The following is a 17,314-nucleotide window of genomic DNA, read 5'->3' as shown; positions in this document are numbered from 1 at the left end:
AAACGCTGAAGTGACCTCACTGGCTGCGGTATACCAGGTGTACCCAGGTTGCAGGTGGTGCGACGATGGACGTTATGGGGGACAAGGCAACTCTGTTGGAGACAGGGCGGTTTGTGCAGCCGGCCGACCGGGAGGATCCCGGGGCGGCCGCCGAGGAGATGCGCCATCGGCTGGCCGCCGAGGCCGGAGACGTCGACGCGATGAGCGTCCTCGGGAGTCTTCTGCTGCGCCGCGGTGATCTCGACGGGGCCGAATCCCTGCTGCGCGCCGCGACCGCCGAGGGCGACCGCGCCGCCGCCAACAACCTCGGAGTCCTCCTCCACCAGCGCGGGTACGCCGACGAGGCGGCCGGATGGTGGCGGGTCGCCGCCGTCGCGGGTTCCGCCGCTGCCGCGCACGCGCTCGGGCGCCACCACCGCGAGCGCGGCGACGAGCCCGCCGCCGAGTACTGGCTGCGGCAGTCCGCCGAGCAGGGCCATGCCCTGGGCGCGTATGCCCTCGCCGATCTTCTGGAGCACCGCGGTGACGTCGGCGCCGAGCGCTGGATGCGGGCGTCGGCCGAGCGCGGCCACCGCGAGGCCGCGTACCGCATCGCCCGCGCCCTGGACCGGCGGGCCACCGCCGAGCGCGGCGACACCAAGGCCGCCGCCAAGGCCAAGGCCGACGCCAAGGCCAAAGGAGCACGTTCCGCCGAGGCCGAGGCCGAGCAGTGGTACCGCCAGGCCGCCGCGCGCGGGCACCGGCGGGCCGCGCTGCACCTCGGCGCGATCCTGGAGCAGCGCGGCGAGCTGAAGGAGGCGGGGCGCTGGTACCTGAACTCCGCGAAGGACGGGGAGGCGCGCGCCGCCTGCGCGCTGGGCTTCCTGCTGCGTGACGCGGGCGACGAGGAGAGCGCCGCCGTCTGGTGGCTGAAAGCAGCCCAGGACGGCGACGGGAACGCCGCGAACGCCCTGGGCGCGCTGCACGCCGAGCGGGGCGAGACCCAGACCGCCGAGCGGTGGTACCGCGCGGCCATGGACGCGGGCGACGTGAACGGCGCGTACAACCTCGGTCTGCTCTGCGCCGAGCAGGGGCGGACCGCGCAGGCCGACCAGTGGTACAGGCGTGCCGCGTACGCCGGTCACCGCGAGGCCGCCAACGCGCTCGCCGTGCTGCTGCTCCAGGGCGGCGACGCGGCGGGCGCCGAGCCGTGGTTCTCCAAGGCCGCGGAGGCGGGCAGCGTGGACGCGGCCTTCAACCTCGGGATTCTGTACGCGTCCCGTGACGACGAGGGCTCCGCCCTGCCCTGGTACGAGCGTGCGGCCGCCGCCGGGCACACCGAGGCCGCGCTCCAGGTCGGCACCGCGCGGCTGCGGGAAGGCGACGAGCAGGAGGCCGAGCGGCATCTGCGGTGCGCGGCGGGCGGCGGCAGCGCGGAGGCCGCCTACCGCCTCGGCACGGTCCTCGACGCCCGCCGGCCGCCTGCCGGGCCGCCCGCGCTCGGCGAGCCCGCTGCCGAGAAGACCGAGTGCGAGGAGTGGTACGAGCGGGCGGCCGAGCAGGGGCACCGGCGTGCGCAGGTCAGGGTCGGGATGCTGGCCGCGGGGCGCGGGGACGTCGTGGAGGCGGCGCGGTGGTACCGCCTCGCGGCGGACGCCGGGAGCCGGAACGGCGCGTTCAACCTGGGGCTTCTCCTTGCGCGTGAGGGGAGTGAGCCGGAGGCCGCGCTGTGGTGGACCCGGGCCGCTGATGCGGGGCACGGGCGGGCGGCGCTGCGCCTTGCGCTGCTCTACGCTCGGCGCGGGCAGCTGGTCGAGGGGCAGCGGTGGGCTTCGCGTGCCGTGGAGCTTGGGCCCGCTGAGGTTTCCGAGCGGGCGGCGCGGTTGCGCGAAGCGCTTCAGCAGGAGCTGACTGCGTAGCCCCTGCGCCTGTGCCTGTGCTCGTTCCGCCCCGCGGAACGCCTGCCCACTGCGGGACGGAACGCCTGCCCACAGCCAGGCGCCGAACGGATTTGCGCTGGTCGGGGGCTCTGACGTACGGTTGCAACACAACGGCGCGGGGTGGAGCAGCTCGGTAGCTCGCTGGGCTCATAACCCAGAGGTCGCAGGTTCAAATCCTGTCCCCGCTACTAAAGGCCAGAGGCCGGGAAGCATCAGCTTCCCGGCCTCTGGTGTGTCCGCCCCCGGTGTTCCCGGGGACGGCTACCGCTTGTGGCCCACCGCCTCCTCGTACAGCGTGCGGTCCACCGCCTTCTCCTCCGGGACCTTGTCCCCCTCGGCGACGCCCGCCGTCTCGTACGCCGCCTGGAGCCTGTCCGTCGTCCCGGCCCGGATCTCCCAGTCCATGCGCAGCGACGGAGTCGACCTCAGGACCGCCTCGTCGGTCTTCAGGAGCTTGGCGAGCTCGGTCACGAAGGTCTTGTCGGCCTTGTAGTCACCGGCGAAGTACGTGTTCACGGTCCTGATGTACGCGCGCAGCAGCGCGACGCCCGCGTCCGGGTCCTCGGTCAGGAGGTTGGGGCCGAACAGCAGACCGCCGAGCGGTTCGCCCTGGGGCTGGCCGCCGAGGAACGCGTACTGCTTGTCGCCGTCGACTTTGCGCCACACCGGGTCGAGGAGCCAGGCGGAGTCGGTGCCGCCGTTCTGGAGGGCGGTCAGGACGTCCGCCGAACCCAGCTGCTGGAACTGGATCTTGTCGAGGCCGCCGCCGTGCTTCTTCAGGGTCCTGCCCATGGGGTACGAGATGACCGAGCCCTTGCCGATCATGGTGCCGAGCTTTCGGCCTGCCATCGGGACGTGGTCCGCGCTCTCGCCCTTCTTCAGCTTCACCCACAGGCCGCTCTTGGACTTCGGGTCGGGGGAGAAGTTCCCGGCCGCCCACTTGATGGTGAAGCCGCTGGTGATGCCGTTCATGACGGCGGCCTCGGGGGCGGCCCACTGGGCGTCGATGTCTCCCTTGGCCAGGAGCGGGAGCGCATCGGGGGTCGGGAGCACCTTGAGGTGGACGTCCAGGCCCTCCTTTTTGAACTCGCCCTTCTCCACGGCCATTTGGAGGGGCGCGACGTACTCGGCGCTCAGCGTGCCGGTCGCGATGGTGAGGCTGCGCTCCTTGGCGAGCGGGCGCGGGGCCGGGGCGCCCTTGTCGCAGCGGGCGGGCGCGCGGTCCTTGGAGAGGTCGGCCGGGTCCGTCCAGCTGCTCTTGCCGCAGCCTGCGACCGCCTTGACGGTGCGGGGCTCGGCGGACGCCGCCGAGTCCGTGGTGTCGTCCTCCTTCGCGCAGCCCGCGGAGGCGAGCAGCGAGCCCGCGAGGAGCAGCGCGAGGGCGGGGATGCGGGTGTGCATGGAGCCTCCGTACGCGTACGAATGGTTCATGACTGGCTTCTGCCGCGATCGCGCGGGGCCCAGGGAGTGAGCAACCGGCCGACGATCCGCACCAGTTCGGAGAAGACGACGCCGAGCACGGCGACGCAGACGATGCCGACGAACATCACGTCGTTCTGGAACAGCGCCCGGGAGTCGAAGATCAGGTGGCCGAGGCCGTTCGCCGCCGCGATCTGCTCCGACGCGACGATCACCAGGACCGCGACGCCCGCCGCGATCCGCGCGCCGACGAGCACGGCGGGCAGCGATGCGGGCAGCAGGACGTGGCGGAACATCTGCCACGGCGACGCCCCGAAGACCTGGCCCGCGTCGCGGTGTCCGGAGGGCACGGCGAGCACCGCCGCCATCGTCGAGATCCAGACGAAGAAGAAGACGGTGGCCGCGACGAGCGCGATCTGCGGGCCTTCCCCGAGGCCGAACATGTTCAGGAAGACGGGCAGCAGGGCCAGCTTCGGTACGACGTACAGCGCGTCCAGGAGCGGTTCGAGCGCCGCGCGCACGAGGGAGAGCGAGCCCATGAGGAGGCCGAGGGCGTAGCCGGTGACCGTGCCGATCGCGTAGCCGCCGAGCACGCGCTTGAGCGTGGCCCAGACGTCGGGCCACAGGTCGCCGTCCGCCGCGCGCTGCCAGCCGTCCTCCAGGATGGTCTGGGGGGCGGGGTAGACGCGGTCGTCGATCCAGGCCTGGGTGGCGGCCAGTTGCCACAAGAGGATCAGGGCGAGCGGGACGGCGACGGCGAGGCCGGTCTCCAGGGTGCGGCGCCTGCGGTGGGTGCGGGCGGGGTGCAGCTCCTGGGGGCCCGGCCTGCGGACGAGCACGCCGGCCTCGGGGTCGGCCGTCTTGCGCGGGGTGGTCGTCGTCATGCCGGGACCGCCTCGTCCTTGCGGACCACCTCGCCGCGCAGCAGGTCCCACAACTCGCCCTTGAGGGCGGTGAATTCGGGAGTCGCGCGTACGTCGCCGGTGCGGGGCCTCGGGAACGGCGGGCGGTGTTCGGCGATGATGCGGCCCGGCCGTGCGGACATGACCAGGACGCGGTCGCCGAGCACGATCGCCTCTTCGAGGCTGTGGGTGATGAAGAGGGTGGTGGTGCGGGTGGTCTGGGTGAGGTCGAGCAGCTCGTCCTGGAGGATCGTGCGGAGCTGGGCGTCCAGGGCCGCGAACGGCTCGTCCATCAGGAGGATCTCGGGTTCCACGGCCAGGGCGCGGGCGATGGCCACGCGTTGGCGCATGCCGCCGGAGAGGGTGGCGGGGTAGGCGTCGGCGAAGTCGGCGAGGCCGAGGCGGGTCAGCCAGTCCGTGGCGCGGGCGTTTGCTTCTTTTCGCGGTACGCGCTGGATGTCCAGGCCGAAGCGGACGTTGGCCTGGACGGTCTTCCAGTCGTAGATGCCGTAGTCCTGGAAGATCATCGCTGCGGGTCGCTGCGCGGCTGTGCGGATGGTCAGCTCGCCCCTGCTGGGGCGCAGGAGGCCTGCGGCTATGCGGAGCAGCGTTGATTTTCCGCAGCCTGAGGGGCCGACTATGCAGGTGAATTCGCCTGGGGCGATCTCCAGGTCCACGGGGCCTAACGCGGCCACGGCCTTGGCGCCGCGGCCGAATGTTCTCGTTACTGCGTGGGCTTCTAGTTTGGGGTGCGGATCTCCCACGGTGTCTCCTTGCGGAGGGCAGGCGGATGTTGGGCGCCGCCGACCATATGACGCACCGTCAGATTCCGGAAGAGGTCTGCCCGCAAACCACACGAGCCCCCGGTGCCTCGTGGGCTCCGGGGGCTTCGTGAACGTAAGAAGAAGTGCTACGCCTTCGCGCAGTTCGGGCACGTGCCCCTGTACGTGACGTCCGCGCCCTCGATCGTGAAGCCGAAGCGTTCCGAGTCGGGGAGGCTGGCCAGGGGGTTGCCCGTGGGGTGGACGTCGCGGATCGTGCCGCATTGCGCGCACACCAGGTGCTGGTGGGGGCGGTGGGCGTTCGGGTCGTACCGCTTGGCCCTGCGGTCCGTCGACACCTCGAGGACCTCGCCGAGGGTCACCAGCTCGCCCAGGGTGTTGTAGACGGTCGCCCGGGAGATCTCGGGCAGCTTGTCCACGGCGCGGGAGTGCACCTCGTCCGCGGTCAGGTGCACGTGGTCGCCGTCGAGGACCTCGGCCACGACGCGCCGCTGTGCGGTCATGCGCCAACCGCGTCCGCGCAGTCGTTCCAACAGGTCGCTCATGTGAACCAGCCTAGCAGGCGAGGGACCTAAGTCCCGACGAGGTGTGACTTTGGATGTCTACTTGACTTAGACAAAGTCCATCGTAGGATCGGGATCGACGGACGCCAAGAGCGGACGTCAAGGGCAGACGCCGAGGCAGACGCCGAAGGACAGGACTTGCAGGAAATGACGCAGGAGGCGCACGTGACGCAGGGACCGCTCACCACGGAGGCCGGCGCGCCGGTCGCCGACAATCAGAACAGCGAGACCGCTGGTGTCGGCGGTCCGGTGCTCGTCCAGGACCAGGCACTCCTTGAGAAGCTCGCGCACTTCAACCGCGAGCGCATCCCGGAGCGCATCGTCCACGCCCGCGGCGCCGGGGCGTACGGCACCTTCACGCTGACCCGCGACGTCTCGCAGTGGACGCGTGCGAAGTTCCTCTCCGAGGTCGGCAAGCAGACGGAGACCTTCCTCCGCTTCTCCACCGTCGCCGGCAACCTCGGCTCCGCCGACGCCGTGCGTGACCCCCGTGGCTTCGCGCTGAAGTTCTACACGGAGGAGGGGAACTACGACCTGGTCGGGAACAACACCCCCGTCTTCTTCATCAAGGACGCCATCAAGTTCCCCGACTTCATCCACACGCAGAAGCGCGACCCGTACACGGGCTCGCAGGAAGCCGACAACGTCTGGGACTTCTGGGGCCTGAGCCCCGAGTCGACCCACCAGGTCACGTGGCTCTTCGGCGACCGCGGCATCCCGGCGACGCTGCGCCACATGAACGGGTACGGCTCGCACACGTACCAGTGGAACAACGAGGCCGGCGAGGTCTTCTGGGTCAAGTACCACTTCAAGACCGACCAGGGGATCAAGAACCTGACGGCGGCCGACGCGGCGAAGCTCGCGGGTGAGGACGCCGACTCCCACCAGCGCGACCTGCGCGAGGCCATCGAGCGCGGCGAGTTCCCGTCCTGGACCGTGCAGGTGCAGATCATGCCGGCGGCCGAGGCGGCGAACTACCGCTTCAACCCGTTCGACCTCACCAAGGTGTGGCCGCACGAGGACTACCCGCCGATCGAGATCGGCAAGCTGGAGCTCAACCGCAACCCGGAGAACATCTTCGCCGAGGTCGAGCAGTCCATCTTCAGCCCCGCCCACTTCGTGCCGGGCATCGGTCCCTCGCCGGACAAGATGCTCCAGGGCCGCCTCTTCGCGTACGGCGACGCCCACCGCTACCGCGTCGGCATCAACGCCGACCACCTGCCGGTGAACCGCCCGCACGCCACCGAGGCGCGCACCAACTCGCGTGACGGCGCGCTGTACGACGGCCGCCACAAGGGCGCGAAGAACTACGAGCCGAACTCCTTCGGCGGCCCGTTCCAGACGGACCGGCCGCTGTGGGTGTCCACCCCGGTCACCGGCGGCACCGGCAACCACGAGGCCCCCTCGCACGCCGAGGACAACGACTTCGTGCAGGCGGGCAACCTCTACCGCAAGATGTCCGAGGACGAGAAGGGCCGTCTGATCGAGAACCTCGCGGGCAACATCGCGGGCGTCTCGCGCGACGACATCGCCGAGCGCGCGATCAACAACTTCCGTCAGGCGGACGGTGACTTCGGCAAGCGTCTGGAGGCCGCGGTCCAGGCCCTGCGCGGCTGAGACCGCTTGTCGTAGGGAAAAGGCGGGCCGGATCCCCTGGGGGGTCCGGCCCGCTGCCGTACTCGGGGAGCGCTCAGGCCGTCAGGGTCGCCGCGCGGCGCCTGCTGGGGGCCCAGCAGCGGATGATGTCGCGGACCGAGACGATCCCGACGGGTTCGTTGTCCTCCATCACGATCAGGTGCCGGAAGCCGCCGTGCGACATGGCGTCGGCCGCTTCCTCCAAGGTCCAGGACGGGTCGGCGAAGACGACGTCGGTCGTGGTGTGCGTGCCCGCGGTCTCGGTGTCAGGGCTCTGGCCCTGGCCCACCGAGATGAGGACGTCGCGCTCGGTCAGAATTCCCAGGCCGCAGGTGTCGGGGTCGAGGACGACGGCCGCGCCGACGCGGCGCGTCGACATCAGGCGGGCCGCCTGGCGCAGTGTGTGGGCGGGGCCGATGGTGAGGACCATCGTGCTCATGGCGTCGCGGACGAGCATGGGCTTGAGCCACCTCCTGAGTGGACCGCAAGAGAAGCGATTCACAAGTTCACAAGTGGGGGGACTCTCAGAGTCGCAGCCATGCGGGTCATCAACAAGAGGGCGCGTGCTGCCGGTTCAGGGCGTGCGCCGACGAGGCGCGCGCCTCAGTAGCGCTGGTTGAGGTAGCCGAGCAGCTCGTCGTGGAGCAGGCCGTTCGACGCCGCCGCGTTGCCGCTGTGCGGGCCCGGAGCGCCGTCGAGGCCGGTGAAGGTGCCGCCCGCCTCGGTCACGATGATCGCGGTCGCCGCCATGTCCCAGAGCGAGAGCTCGGGCTCCGCGCAGATGTCGATCGAGCCCTCGGCGACCATCATGTACGGCCAGAAGTCGCCGTACCCACGGGTGCGCCAGACCGCGCGCGTGAGGTCCATGAACCCGTCGAGGCGTCCCTGCTCCTCCCAGCCCGAGAGCGAGGAGTACGCGAAGGAAGCGTCCTGGAGCCGCGAGACCTTGGAGGCCTTGAGCCGGCTCGCGGAGGTCAGGCTGCGCCCGGTGAAGGCGCCCGCACCCTTCGCCGCCCACCAGCGCCGCCCGAGGGCCGGCGCCGACACGACACCCACCACCGGCTGAAAGCCGCCCTCGCCCGCCTCCATCAGCGCGATCAGCGTGGCCCAGACCGGCACCCCGCGTACGTAGTTCTTGGTGCCGTCGATCGGGTCGATCACCCAGCGGCGTGGGCCCGTGCCCTCGACGCCGAACTCCTCGCCGAGGATCGCGTCGCGCGGCCGCCCCCGCTTCAGGTTCGACCGGATCAGTTCCTCGGCCGTTTTGTCCGCCTCGCTCACCGGCGTCATGTCCGGCTTGGTCTCGACCTTGAGGTCGAGGGCCTTGAACCGGTCCATCGTCGCGGCGTCGGCGGCGTCCGCGAGGACGTGGGCAAGACGCAGATCATCGTGGTAGTCGGGCATGAGTGAACAGTATCGATCTCGTTGTGCCTGAGCCACAGCACCGTATGTCCGGGCCATTCCGGGACATGACGCATACCGTGCGAGGTCGCGCCGGGACTATTGACACCGCTCCCGAGCGCGTCAACTCTGGCCGCAGAGCCGCTTCGGCCCCCGGGAGGCGACGATGCCTGCAGCACGGGAATCCTTACTGGACGCGGCCAAGACGGCGCTCGCCCGCCGACCTTGGCCAGGCGTACGCATGGTCGATGTCGCGGCCACCGCCGGAGTGTCCCGGCAGACCCTCTACAACGAGTTCGGCAGCAAGGACGGCCTCGCGCGCGCCCTGCTCCGGCGCGAGACCGACGCGTATCTGCACGGTGTGGAGCGCGCGTTGGCGGTGGAGGGCGGTCCGGTGGACCGGCTCGCCGCCGTGAGCGCGTGGACGATCGCCGCCGCACGCGGGAACGAACTCGCGCGGGCCATGCTCACCGGCTGCTGGAGCGAACGCCTGCCCGCGCCGAGCAGGCCCAGGGCCTCCGCGTCGCCCGTACCGGCGCAGCGGCGCGCGGACGCGGGCGTCCCCTCGCCCGCCGAACTGCTCGCCCTCGTCCGGGACAAGGCGGTGAACGCACTGAACGGCAGGGCGCGGCCGAAGGACACCGAGGAGCTGGCGATGGCCTGCGAGAGCGCCGTGCGGATGGCGCTGTCGTACGTCGTCGCGCCCTCGCCGGCGGGTGAGGATCCCGTGGAGCTGGTGCGCGGGGTGATCGGACGGTGGACCGGCGCCTGAGGGCTCGCGCTCAACGAGTGCTCAGTGGGCGGAGCCCGAGAGCTGGAGGCCGATGACGCCCGCGATCACCAGCGAGATGGAGACGATCTTGAGCGTCGAGACCACGTCGCCGAGGAAGACCATTCCGTAGATCGCGGTGCCCGCGGCGCCGATGCCCGTCCAGACCGCGTACGCGGGACCCACGTCGAGCTTGCGCAGCGCGAGGGTGAGCAGGCCGAAACTGCCGAGGGCGAAGGCAGCGAAGGTGATCGTCGGCCAGAGCCGGGTGAAGCCGTGCGAGAGCTTGAGGCAGACCGCGAACCCGGTCTCCAGGAACCCCGCGACGATGACCAGCAGCCACGCCATGAATCTGCCTCCCGCAACCGTACGTTCGGTGACCGCCTCGCCCGGCCTGGATCAGGCCTGGTGCGATTATGCCCTTGCCGCGGTGGATCGGGCGCGCACAACGGCGAGGTCAGTCGTCCTCGCGTCGCTCGCGGGTCTCGAGGAGCCTGCGCAGTGAGTAGAGACGCGCGGGATCCGCGTGTCCCTCCTCCACCCACGCGTCCAGTGCGCAGTCCGTCTCGTCGTGACTGCACGCACGCGGACAGCCCTCCGTCCCCGGCACCAGGTCAGGGAAGGCGAGGATGACGCGGGACGGGTCGACGTGGTGCAGGCCGAAGGAGCGCACGCCGGGCGTGTCGACCACCCAGCCGCCGGTCGAGCCCGCCAGGGGGAGCGCGAGCGCCGACACGGTGGTGTGCCGGCCGCGGCCCGTGACGGCGTTGACGTGCCCGGTGCTGCGCCGCTGCTCCTCCGGGACCAGGGCGTTGACCAGCGTCGTCTTGCCCACCCCGGAGTGCCCGACGAACGCGGTGACCTTGCCGTCGAGCACCTCGTGCACCCGGGAGAGCTCCGCGTCGTCGGTGAACTCCTCGCGGCTGGTCACCACGTAGGGCATGTCGAGCGTGGAGTACGTCTCCAGGAGCTTGTCCGCGGACGCCAGGTCGGACTTGGTCAGGACGAGGAGCGGCGTGAGACCGCCGTCGTACGCCGCCACGATGCAGCGGTCGATCAGGCGCGTGCGCGGCTCCGGATCGGCGAGGGCGGTCACGATGGCGAGCTGGTCGGCGTTGGCGACGACCACCCGCTCGTAGGGGTCGTCGTCGTCGGCCGTGCGCCGCAGGACCGACGTGCGCGGCGAGATGCGCACGATGCGCGCGAGGGTGTCCTTCTTGCCGGAGAGATCGCCGACGAGCGAGACCCGGTCGCCCACCACGGCGGCCTTGCGGCCCAGTTCGCGGGCCTTCATGGCCAGCACGATCCGGTCGTCGACCAGGACGGTGAGGCGGCCCCGGTCGACGGTGAGGACCATCCCGTCGGACGCGTCCTCGTGCTTGGGCCTGATGTGGGTGCGCGGGCGGTTGCCCTTGCGGTTGGGGCGGACGCGGATGTCGTCCTCGTCGGGGTTCTTTCCGTAGCGGCGCATGTCTGGATCAGCCCGTCAGTTCCCGAGCATTCCGGTCCAGAGGTCGGGGAAGTCGGGCAGCGTCTTCGCCGTCGTCGCGACATTCTCGATCTGTACGCCCTCCACCGCCAGGCCGATGATCGCGCCCGCGGTGGCCATGCGGTGGTCGTCGTACGTGTGGAAGATCCCGCCGTGCAGGCGGCGCGGACGGATGTGCAGGCCGTCGGCGGTCTCCGTGACGTCGCCGCCCAGTTCGTTGATCTCCTTGGTGAGGGCCGCCAGGCGGTCCGTCTCGTGCAGGCGCAGGTGGGCGACGCCGCGCAGGGTCGAGGGGGAGTCGGCGAGGGCCGCGACGGCCGCGATGCCGGGGGTGAGCTCGCCGACCTCGCTCAGGTCCACGTCGATGCCGTGGATCGAGCCGGAGCCGGTGAACACGAGCCCCTGCGGGGTCAGTTCGCAGGAACCACCCATCTCGGTGAAGATCTCCCGCAGCTTGTCGCCGGGCTGCGTGGTGTGCGCGGGCCAGTCGGGGATGGTGACACGGCCGCCGGTGACCAGCGCGGCGGCCAGGAACGGCTGGGCGTTGGAGAGGTCGGGCTCGACGGTCAGGTCGCGGCCGAGGAGAGCGCCGGGGGTGACCCGCCACACGTTCGGCTCGCCGCCGGACTCCGGGGTGTCCACCTGGGCGCCGACCGCGCGGAGCATGTCGACGGTCATCCGGATGTGCGGCATGGAGGGCAGGGCGGAGCCGGTGTGACGTACCTCGACACCCTGGTTGAAGCGCGGGCCCGAGAGCAGCAGGGCGCTGACGAACTGCGAGGAGGAGGAGGCGTCGATCTCGACCGGGCCGCCGTCCAGGGCGCCGCTGCCGTGCACGGTCAGCGGCAGCGCGCCGCGGCTGTCGTCGTCGATACGGGCGCCGAGCACGCGCAGGGCGTCGATCACGCCGTCCAGCGGCCGCTCGTACGAACGGGGGTCGCCGTCGAAGCGGATCGAGCCGTCGGCCAGGGCGGCGACCGGGGGCAGGAACCGCATGACCGTGCCGGCGTTGCCGACGTCGACCGTGGCGGGGCCCTGGAGGCCGGACGGGATGATGCGCCAGGCCTCACCGGAGCCGTCCGGGCCCACGCCCTCCTCGATGCCGACGCCGAGCGTGCGCAGGGCTCCCGCCATCAGCAACGTGTCGCGGGAGCGCAGCGGCCGGCGCAGCCAGCCGGGCTCGGCGGCGAGTGCGGCGAGGACGAGGCCGCGGTTGGTGACCGATTTGGACCCGGGCACATGGACCGTCGCGGCGACGGCTCCGCTCGCGTGCGGGGCTGGCCAGAGGGTGCTGTGCGCTGGGTTAACGGTCATGCCCCCACTTTAGTGGCAGGGAGCTGGGGGAAGTCCGCTGCTCAGAGCCCGAGCAGCCAGCGTCCGCCGCCTATCAGTGAGCACAGTGAGACGGCGTGGAAGAGGAAGAGCCACATACCCGCGGGCACGTGCGTGAGCCGGGACAGCTGGTCCGCGTCCGAGTCGCCCGCGCCGCCGCGCCTGCGCTTGGACTGGAGCTCGAAGGCGGGACGTACGCCTCCCAGGAGCAGGAACCACACCACCGCGTACGCGAACGCTGCCTGCACCTGCGAGCTGGTCAGCCAGGAGACGAGCAGGAAGGTGCCGCCGGTGATGATCACGGTGAGGGCGCCGTACGCGTTCCGGATCATGACGAGCATCACGATGAGCAGCGCCGTCGCGATCCACAGGAACGCCGTGATGTGGTCGGCGGCGAGCAGCGCGGCGCCGGCGAGGCCCAGGAGGGGCGGCGCGGTGTAGCCGGAGGCCGCGGTGAGGATCATGCCGAGCCCTGTGGGCTTGCCGCGGGAGACGGTGAGGCCGCTGGTGTCGGAGTGCAGCCGGATGCCGTCGAGGCGGCGCCCGGTGAGCAGCGCGACCAGGCCGTGGCCGCCCTCGTGCGCGATGGTGATCGCGTTGCGGGCGACCCGCCAGATGCCGTGCGGGACGACGACGGCGAGCGCGACGACACCGGTGGCGATCACCAGCCACTCGTCGGGGGCGGCCTGGGTGCCGAAGACGCGGTCCCAGAGGTCGGTCAGGCTGGCGTTCGCCATGCTTTCCATTGCTCGTGCCATTGTCGGGACCGGCTCCTCTGGTCGTACGGGGTCTGGCAGTCTGGCACGTATGTGCGGACGGTATGCATCGAGTCGTAGGCCCGAGGATCTCGCAGGAGTCTTCGAGATCGAGAAGTGGGAGCCGGAGGAGGCGCTGGCCCCCGATTTCAACGTGGCTCCCACGAAGGAGGTCTACGCGGTCCTCGACCGTCCTGTGAAAGACGCCGAAGACCCCCGACCGGTTCGCCAGCTGCGCACACTCAAGTGGGGCCTCGTCCCGTCCTGGTCCAAGACGCCCGAGGGCGGCGCCCGGATGATCAACGCCCGCGCGGAGACGGTGCACGAGAAGCCCTCGTACCGCCGGGCCTTCACCTCGCGCCGCTGCGTCATCCCGGCCGACGGGTACTACGAGTGGGTCACGGGATCCGGCGAGCGGGACCTCGAGGTCGAGGGCAAGAAGAAGAGGCCGCGCAAGCAGCCGTACTTCGTGACGCCCGCCGACGGCTCGGTCTTCGCGATGGCGGGGCTCTATGAGTTCTGGCGCGACAAGACGCTCCCCGACGAGCACCCCCTCGCCTGGTGGGTGACCTGCACGGTGATCACCACGGAGGCGGAGACCTCGCCCCTGGCGGTCGCGCCCGACGAGGGGCCGCGCACGCTGGCCGACATCCACCCGCGGATGCCGCTGATGCTGACGCCGGACCGCTGGGACGCCTGGCTCGACCCCGCGCGCACGGACGTCGAGGACCTGCGGACGCTCCTGGAACCGCCGCCGCACGGCCTGATGCGGGCCTACCCGGTGTCGACGGCGGTCAGCAACGTGCGCAACAACGGGCCGGAGCTGCTCAAGGAGCTGGAGGGCCCCGAAGAAGGCACACTCTTCTGACGTGACCAAGAGTGAGCCCCAGAGTGAGCCCCAGAGCGAGCCCAAGAGTGAGATCGTTCCGACCGACGCGGGTGACGCGCGCATCACCTGGCACCCCGCGCCCAAGGCCGAGGCGCGGCTGATCCTGGCCCTCAGCCACGGAGCGGGCGGCGGCATCGAGGCCCGTGACCTGAAAGCCGTCGCCGCCGCGCTGCCCGCACACGGCGTGACCGTCGCCCTGGTGGAGCAGCCCTGGCGGGTGGCGGGCAAGAAGCTGGCGCCCGCCCCCAAGACGCTGGACGTGGGATGGCGGGGCCTGTGGCCCGCGCTGGCGAAACCGGGGCTCCCGGTGATCGCGGGAGGTCGCAGCGCCGGGGCCCGCGTCGCGTGCCGCACCGCCACCGAACTGGGCGCCGCCGCTGTGCTCGCCCTCAGCTTCCCGCTGCACCCGCCGGGCAAGCCGGAGAAGTCGCGCGCGGAGGAACTGCTCGGCGCCGGAGTGCCGACGCTGGTGGTGCAGGGCGGCAACGACCCCTTCGGGAAGCCCGCCGAATTCCCCGAGGGGTCGTACGAACTGGTGGAGGTGCCCAGCGGCGATCACAGCTTCGGGACGCCGAAACGCGCGGGAATCAGCGAGGCCGATGCCATGACGCTCATCACGGATGGCGTCATCCGCTGGACGGGAATGTTGCGCGGATGACCTCTGTTGTGCCGAACAGACGCTAAACGCTGTTAGTACGAGAGGAAGTCCGCCGCATGGGTTCGACCATCTGCCCGGCCCGCTCCAGCGCCTCTGACCTGGAATGGACGGTGCTGAGCGCGCCCAAGACCGCTCCTATTCGGGCGGCGGCGGGACCGGATCGTCGTCTATCCTCCGATTCGAGTGGGGCTGCATTCGGTCTCACCACGTCTTTGGAGGAGGTGGGTCCGGTCACTGGGACCGACGCAGGGGCCGAGAACGGCCAGGCGCAGCCCGAGGAGACGCAGGCGGAGCGCACGGCCCGCTTCGAGCGGGACGCCCTGGGATTCCTCGACCAGATGTACTCGGCGGCGCTGCGCATGACGCGCAACCCGGCGGACGCCGAGGACCTGGTGCAGGAGACCTACGCCAAGGCGTACGCGTCGTTCCACCAGTTCCGTGAGGGCACCAACCTCAAGGCGTGGCTGTACCGCATCCTCACCAACACGTTCATCAACTCGTACCGCAAGAAGCAGCGCGAGCCCCAGCGCAGCGCCGCCGAGGAGATCGAGGACTGGCAGCTCGCGCGCGCCGAGTCGCACATGTCCACCGGTCTGCGCTCGGCCGAGTCGCAGGCGCTGGACCACCTGCCGGACTCGGACGTGAAGTCCGCGCTGCAGGCGATCCCCGAGGAATTCCGCATCGCCGTCTATCTCGCAGATGTAGAGGGCTTTGCGTACAAGGAGATCGCGGACATTATGGGGACACCCATCGGTACGGTGATGTCCCGGTTGCACCGCGGCCGTCGCCAACTGCGCGGCATGCTCGAGGACTACGCCCGTGACCGCGGCCTCGTCCCCGCCGGCGCCGCGTCAGAGTCGTCGAACGAAGCGAAAGGCTCAGGCTCATGAGCTGCGGAGAGCCGCACGAGACGGATTGCAGTGAAGTCCTGGACCATCTCTATGAGTTCCTGGACCACGAGATGCCGGACAGCGACTGCACCAAGTTCGAGACGCACTTCGAGGAGTGCTCTCCGTGCCTGGAGAAGTACGGCCTCGAGCAGGCGGTCAAGAAGCTGGTCAAGCGCTGCTGCGGCCAGGACGACGTGCCCGTCGACCTGCGCGCCAAGGTCATGGGACGCATCGATCTGATCCGCTCGGGCGAGGCCGTGCCCGACCACGACGTGACGGTGGAGACGGTGACCGCCGAGGGCGGTGTGCAGGCCAAGGGCCTGCGCGCCAAGGAGGCCTGAGCTTCCGGAAGTTGAGTGTGGGCAGGTCGTGACGGGACTCCGTCACGACCTGCTTTTTTCTGTTCTCCATCACTCGTACGTGCCAATTTCTGCGAGGGGGTCTCGGAGAGAGGGGCAGCCGTTCTAGTCTCCGGACCTTGGAACGTGGTCCCTGGGGACGGTCACGGGGGAGGAGACAGTGCCATGCGGTCCATCGCTCCATGGGCGCGCGCCTACATCCTGTGCGCCGCCCTCGCCGGCGCCGCCTGCGCCGCGCCCGCGCTGACCTCGTCGCGCACGCCGTGGGGCGCGCTCGCGCTGCTCGGCGCGCTCTACGCCGGGTGCGAGCAGGTCACGCGGTGTCGGGTCATCGGCCGCCGTGCCACGCCCGGTCTGGGCGGCCTCGGCACCTTCTTCCCCGTGCTGCTCGCCGCCGTCTTCCTGCTGCCGCCCGCCGCCGCTGCGCTCGTCGCGGTGCCGGGGGCGCTGCTCGCCCGCGTCGAGCGAAAGCCGCGGTGGGTGCGCAGGGTCTGGCGCGCGGCCCAGATCGCCCTGGCCGCCTGGGCCGCGGCGTGGGTGCACGGAGCGCTCGGCGGGCGCGACGCGGTGGCCGCGCCCGACTTTCCGTACGCCCTTGCGCCCGCCGGAGCGGCCGTCCTCGCCTTCTCCCTCGTCCTGACCGTCCTGGACGGCGGCATCCTGGCCACCGCGGAACGGGTGCCGGTGCGGACCGCCTGGCGTGGGCTCTTCCTGCGGTCGTTCGCGCCGGTGGCGGTGCACGGCCTCGCCGGTCTGATGATGGCGGTGCTGTGGCGCAGTCCGTACGGGCCGCTCGCCGCGCTCCTCGTGCTGCTCCCGATGGGGGTCTCCTGCTGGGTCTTCGCGCAGTACCACCGCGAGCGCGCCGCCCACCAGGCCACGATCAGGGCGCTCGTGCAGGCCGTCGACATCAAGGACCAGTACACCCGCGGGCACAGCGAGCGCGTGGGGCGGGCCTCCGTGATGATCGCGCGGGAGCTGGGGATGGCGGACGAGAGGGTGGAGAGCCTGCGGTTCGCCGGGATCCTGCACGACGTCGGCAAACTCGGCGTACCGACCCGGCTGCTGCGCAAGGACGGCCCTCTGACCCCTCAGGAGCGTCGGATCATCGAACTGCATCCCGAGTACGGGCACGAGATGGTGCGCGGGATCGGCTTCCTCGGGGAGGCGCGGGCGGCGATCCTGCACCACCACGAGCGGATCGACGGGAGCGGGTATCCGTACGGGCTCGTGGGGCGGCAGATCCCGGAGTTCGCGCGGGTGGTGGCCGTCGCGGACGCGTTCGACGCCATGACGTCCACGCGGTCCTATCGGCGAGGGCGGCCTGTCGAGGCCGCCGTGGCCGAGTTGTCCCGCTGCGCGGGGGCGCAGTTCGACCCTGCGATGGTCGCCGCGTTGCAGCGGGCGCTGGAGCGGCATGGGTGGCATCCGGCGGTCACCTCGGACACCTCGGACACCGCGGACCTGCCGGTCCCGCGGCAAGGGGCCACCGGCGTTCCTGCGGCCCCCCAGGCGGGAGCGCGGTGAGCGCCCGCCTGCCCACAACCGTGGC

General features: G+C 71.0%; 18 protein-coding genes and 1 tRNA gene. 9 read left to right on the top strand and 10 right to left on the bottom strand.

Annotated elements, in window-relative coordinates; all coding sequences use genetic code 11:
• Nucleotides 1-65: 65 nt before the first annotated feature.
• Nucleotides 66-1,898, top strand: a complete 1,833-nt coding sequence (locus M4V62_RS15590; RefSeq protein ID WP_249587865.1) for a tetratricopeptide repeat protein — start codon at nucleotides 66-68, stop codon at nucleotides 1,896-1,898.
• A 135-nt stretch (nucleotides 1,899-2,033) separates the two neighbouring features.
• Nucleotides 2,034-2,107: transfer RNA gene (locus M4V62_RS15585), tRNA-Met, on the top strand.
• 73 nt (nucleotides 2,108-2,180) lie between these two features.
• Here the strand turns inward: M4V62_RS15585 and M4V62_RS15580 are convergent.
• The 4 genes from M4V62_RS15580 to M4V62_RS15565 form a co-directional block, all read right to left on the bottom strand.
• Nucleotides 2,181-3,320, bottom strand: a complete 1,140-nt coding sequence (locus M4V62_RS15580) for an ABC transporter substrate-binding protein (protein WP_249592848.1) — start codon at nucleotides 3,318-3,320, stop codon at nucleotides 2,181-2,183.
• 26 nt (nucleotides 3,321-3,346) lie between these two features.
• Nucleotides 3,347-4,222, bottom strand: a complete 876-nt coding sequence (locus tag M4V62_RS15575; RefSeq protein ID WP_249587864.1) for an ABC transporter permease — start codon at nucleotides 4,220-4,222, stop codon at nucleotides 3,347-3,349.
• Nucleotides 4,219-5,004: an ABC transporter ATP-binding protein gene (locus M4V62_RS15570; RefSeq protein WP_249587863.1), complete on the bottom strand. Its 786-nt coding sequence runs from the start codon at nucleotides 5,002-5,004 to the stop codon at nucleotides 4,219-4,221. Before M4V62_RS15570 ends, M4V62_RS15575 begins: the two co-directional genes overlap by 4 nt.
• Before the next feature lie 146 nt (nucleotides 5,005-5,150).
• Complete coding sequence (locus tag M4V62_RS15565) at nucleotides 5,151-5,567, bottom strand: Fur family transcriptional regulator (RefSeq protein ID WP_249587862.1); 417 nt, start codon at nucleotides 5,565-5,567, stop codon at nucleotides 5,151-5,153.
• A 165-nt stretch (nucleotides 5,568-5,732) separates the two neighbouring features.
• Between M4V62_RS15565 and M4V62_RS15560 the strand changes: the two genes are divergently transcribed.
• Nucleotides 5,733-7,202: a catalase gene (locus M4V62_RS15560; RefSeq protein WP_283779159.1), complete on the top strand. Its 1,470-nt coding sequence runs from the start codon at nucleotides 5,733-5,735 to the stop codon at nucleotides 7,200-7,202.
• A 73-nt stretch (nucleotides 7,203-7,275) separates the two neighbouring features.
• Here the strand turns inward: M4V62_RS15560 and M4V62_RS15555 are convergent, their stop codons facing one another.
• Together M4V62_RS15555 and hisN are read right to left on the bottom strand one after the other, a co-directional pair.
• Nucleotides 7,276-7,677 (bottom strand): CBS domain-containing protein, encoded by a 402-nt coding sequence (locus M4V62_RS15555; RefSeq protein ID WP_249587860.1) that lies wholly within the window; start codon nucleotides 7,675-7,677, stop codon nucleotides 7,276-7,278.
• Between the two features lie 146 nt (nucleotides 7,678-7,823).
• Entirely contained in the window at nucleotides 7,824-8,624 is an 801-nt protein-coding gene (gene hisN / locus M4V62_RS15550) for a histidinol-phosphatase (protein WP_249587859.1), read from the bottom strand.
• Between the two features lie 163 nt (nucleotides 8,625-8,787).
• Here hisN and M4V62_RS15545 point away from each other — a divergent pair, with 163 nt between their 5' ends.
• Nucleotides 8,788-9,393: a TetR/AcrR family transcriptional regulator gene (locus tag M4V62_RS15545; RefSeq protein WP_249587858.1), complete on the top strand. Its 606-nt coding sequence runs from the start codon at nucleotides 8,788-8,790 to the stop codon at nucleotides 9,391-9,393.
• A 21-nt stretch (nucleotides 9,394-9,414) separates the two neighbouring features.
• On the opposite strand, the gene M4V62_RS15540 is transcribed toward M4V62_RS15545, so the two are convergent.
• The 4 genes from M4V62_RS15540 to M4V62_RS15525 all read right to left on the bottom strand — a co-directional run bounded on the left by M4V62_RS15540 (nucleotide 9,415) and on the right by M4V62_RS15525 (nucleotide 12,957).
• Nucleotides 9,415-9,738, bottom strand: a complete 324-nt coding sequence (locus M4V62_RS15540) for a DMT family transporter (RefSeq protein ID WP_249587857.1) — start codon at nucleotides 9,736-9,738, stop codon at nucleotides 9,415-9,417.
• A gap of 109 nt (nucleotides 9,739-9,847) precedes the next feature.
• Nucleotides 9,848-10,861 carry a ribosome small subunit-dependent GTPase A gene (rsgA, locus tag M4V62_RS15535; RefSeq protein ID WP_249587856.1) on the bottom strand — a complete coding sequence of 338 codons (1,014 nt, stop codon included), beginning with the start codon at nucleotides 10,859-10,861 and terminating at the stop codon, nucleotides 9,848-9,850.
• Between the two features lie 15 nt (nucleotides 10,862-10,876).
• Nucleotides 10,877-12,193 (bottom strand): 3-phosphoshikimate 1-carboxyvinyltransferase, encoded by a 1,317-nt coding sequence (gene aroA, locus M4V62_RS15530; protein ID WP_249587855.1) that lies wholly within the window; start codon nucleotides 12,191-12,193, stop codon nucleotides 10,877-10,879.
• Nucleotides 12,194-12,234: 41 nt separating this feature from the next.
• A complete protein-coding gene (locus tag M4V62_RS15525; RefSeq protein WP_249592847.1) occupies nucleotides 12,235-12,957 on the bottom strand; it encodes a M50 family metallopeptidase in 723 nt (240 codons plus the stop codon).
• Nucleotides 12,958-13,018: 61 nt separating this feature from the next.
• Between M4V62_RS15525 and M4V62_RS15520 the strand changes: the two genes are divergently transcribed.
• The 5 genes from M4V62_RS15520 (at nucleotide 13,019) to M4V62_RS15500 (ending at nucleotide 17,289) form a co-directional block, all read left to right on the top strand.
• Nucleotides 13,019-13,834 carry an SOS response-associated peptidase gene (locus M4V62_RS15520; RefSeq protein ID WP_249587854.1) on the top strand — a complete coding sequence of 272 codons (816 nt, stop codon included), beginning with the start codon at nucleotides 13,019-13,021 and terminating at the stop codon, nucleotides 13,832-13,834.
• 1 nt (nucleotide 13,835) lies between these two features.
• Nucleotides 13,836-14,513: an alpha/beta hydrolase family protein gene (locus M4V62_RS15515; protein ID WP_249587853.1), complete on the top strand. Its 678-nt coding sequence runs from the start codon at nucleotides 13,836-13,838 to the stop codon at nucleotides 14,511-14,513.
• A gap of 221 nt (nucleotides 14,514-14,734) precedes the next feature.
• Nucleotides 14,735-15,403, top strand: a complete 669-nt coding sequence (locus tag M4V62_RS15510) for a sigma-70 family RNA polymerase sigma factor (RefSeq protein ID WP_249587852.1) — start codon at nucleotides 14,735-14,737, stop codon at nucleotides 15,401-15,403.
• The gene (rsrA, locus tag M4V62_RS15505; RefSeq protein ID WP_249587851.1) at nucleotides 15,400-15,744 is read left to right on the top strand and encodes a mycothiol system anti-sigma-R factor; all 345 of its coding nucleotides are present in this window, start codon (nucleotides 15,400-15,402) and stop codon (nucleotides 15,742-15,744) included. The genes M4V62_RS15510 and rsrA overlap by 4 nt, the downstream gene beginning before the upstream one ends.
• Before the next feature lie 183 nt (nucleotides 15,745-15,927).
• A complete protein-coding gene (locus tag M4V62_RS15500) occupies nucleotides 15,928-17,289 on the top strand; it encodes an HD-GYP domain-containing protein (RefSeq protein WP_249587850.1) in 1,362 nt (453 codons plus the stop codon).
• Nucleotides 17,290-17,314 lie beyond the last annotated feature (25 nt).

It is taken from the genome of Streptomyces durmitorensis (assembly GCF_023498005.1).
In the GTDB taxonomy this organism is placed as follows: domain Bacteria; phylum Actinomycetota; class Actinomycetes; order Streptomycetales; family Streptomycetaceae; genus Streptomyces; species Streptomyces durmitorensis.
Note: the sequence above shows the minus strand (reverse complement) of the source record. Positions and strands in the feature narration are given on the sequence as shown.

Bases quoted from the DNA above. Each gene is read 5' to 3' on its own strand.
- M4V62_RS15590 (WP_249587865.1), top strand. From the start codon at position 66: ATGGACGTTATGGGGGACAAGGCAACTCTGTTGGAGACAGGGCGGTTT.
- M4V62_RS15580 (WP_249592848.1), bottom strand. From the start codon at position 3,320: ATGCACACCCGCATCCCCGCCCTCGCGCTGCTCCTCGCGGGCTCGCTG.
- M4V62_RS15575 (WP_249587864.1), bottom strand. From the start codon at position 4,222: ATGACGACGACCACCCCGCGCAAGACGGCCGACCCCGAGGCCGGCGTG.
- M4V62_RS15565 (WP_249587862.1), bottom strand. From the start codon at position 5,567: ATGAGCGACCTGTTGGAACGACTGCGCGGACGCGGTTGGCGCATGACC.
- M4V62_RS15560 (WP_283779159.1), top strand. From the start codon at position 5,733: ATGACGCAGGAGGCGCACGTGACGCAGGGACCGCTCACCACGGAGGCC.
- M4V62_RS15555 (WP_249587860.1), bottom strand. From the start codon at position 7,677: ATGCTCGTCCGCGACGCCATGAGCACGATGGTCCTCACCATCGGCCCC.
- hisN (WP_249587859.1), bottom strand. From the start codon at position 8,624: ATGCCCGACTACCACGATGATCTGCGTCTTGCCCACGTCCTCGCGGAC.
- M4V62_RS15545 (WP_249587858.1), top strand. From the start codon at position 8,788: ATGCCTGCAGCACGGGAATCCTTACTGGACGCGGCCAAGACGGCGCTC.
- M4V62_RS15540 (WP_249587857.1), bottom strand. From the start codon at position 9,738: ATGGCGTGGCTGCTGGTCATCGTCGCGGGGTTCCTGGAGACCGGGTTC.
- rsgA (WP_249587856.1), bottom strand. From the start codon at position 10,861: ATGCGCCGCTACGGAAAGAACCCCGACGAGGACGACATCCGCGTCCGC.
- aroA (WP_249587855.1), bottom strand. From the start codon at position 12,193: ATGACCGTTAACCCAGCGCACAGCACCCTCTGGCCAGCCCCGCACGCG.
- M4V62_RS15525 (WP_249592847.1), bottom strand. From the start codon at position 12,957: ATGGAAAGCATGGCGAACGCCAGCCTGACCGACCTCTGGGACCGCGTC.
- M4V62_RS15520 (WP_249587854.1), top strand. From the start codon at position 13,019: ATGTGCGGACGGTATGCATCGAGTCGTAGGCCCGAGGATCTCGCAGGA.
- rsrA (WP_249587851.1), top strand. From the start codon at position 15,400: ATGAGCTGCGGAGAGCCGCACGAGACGGATTGCAGTGAAGTCCTGGAC.
- M4V62_RS15500 (WP_249587850.1), top strand. From the start codon at position 15,928: ATGCGGTCCATCGCTCCATGGGCGCGCGCCTACATCCTGTGCGCCGCC.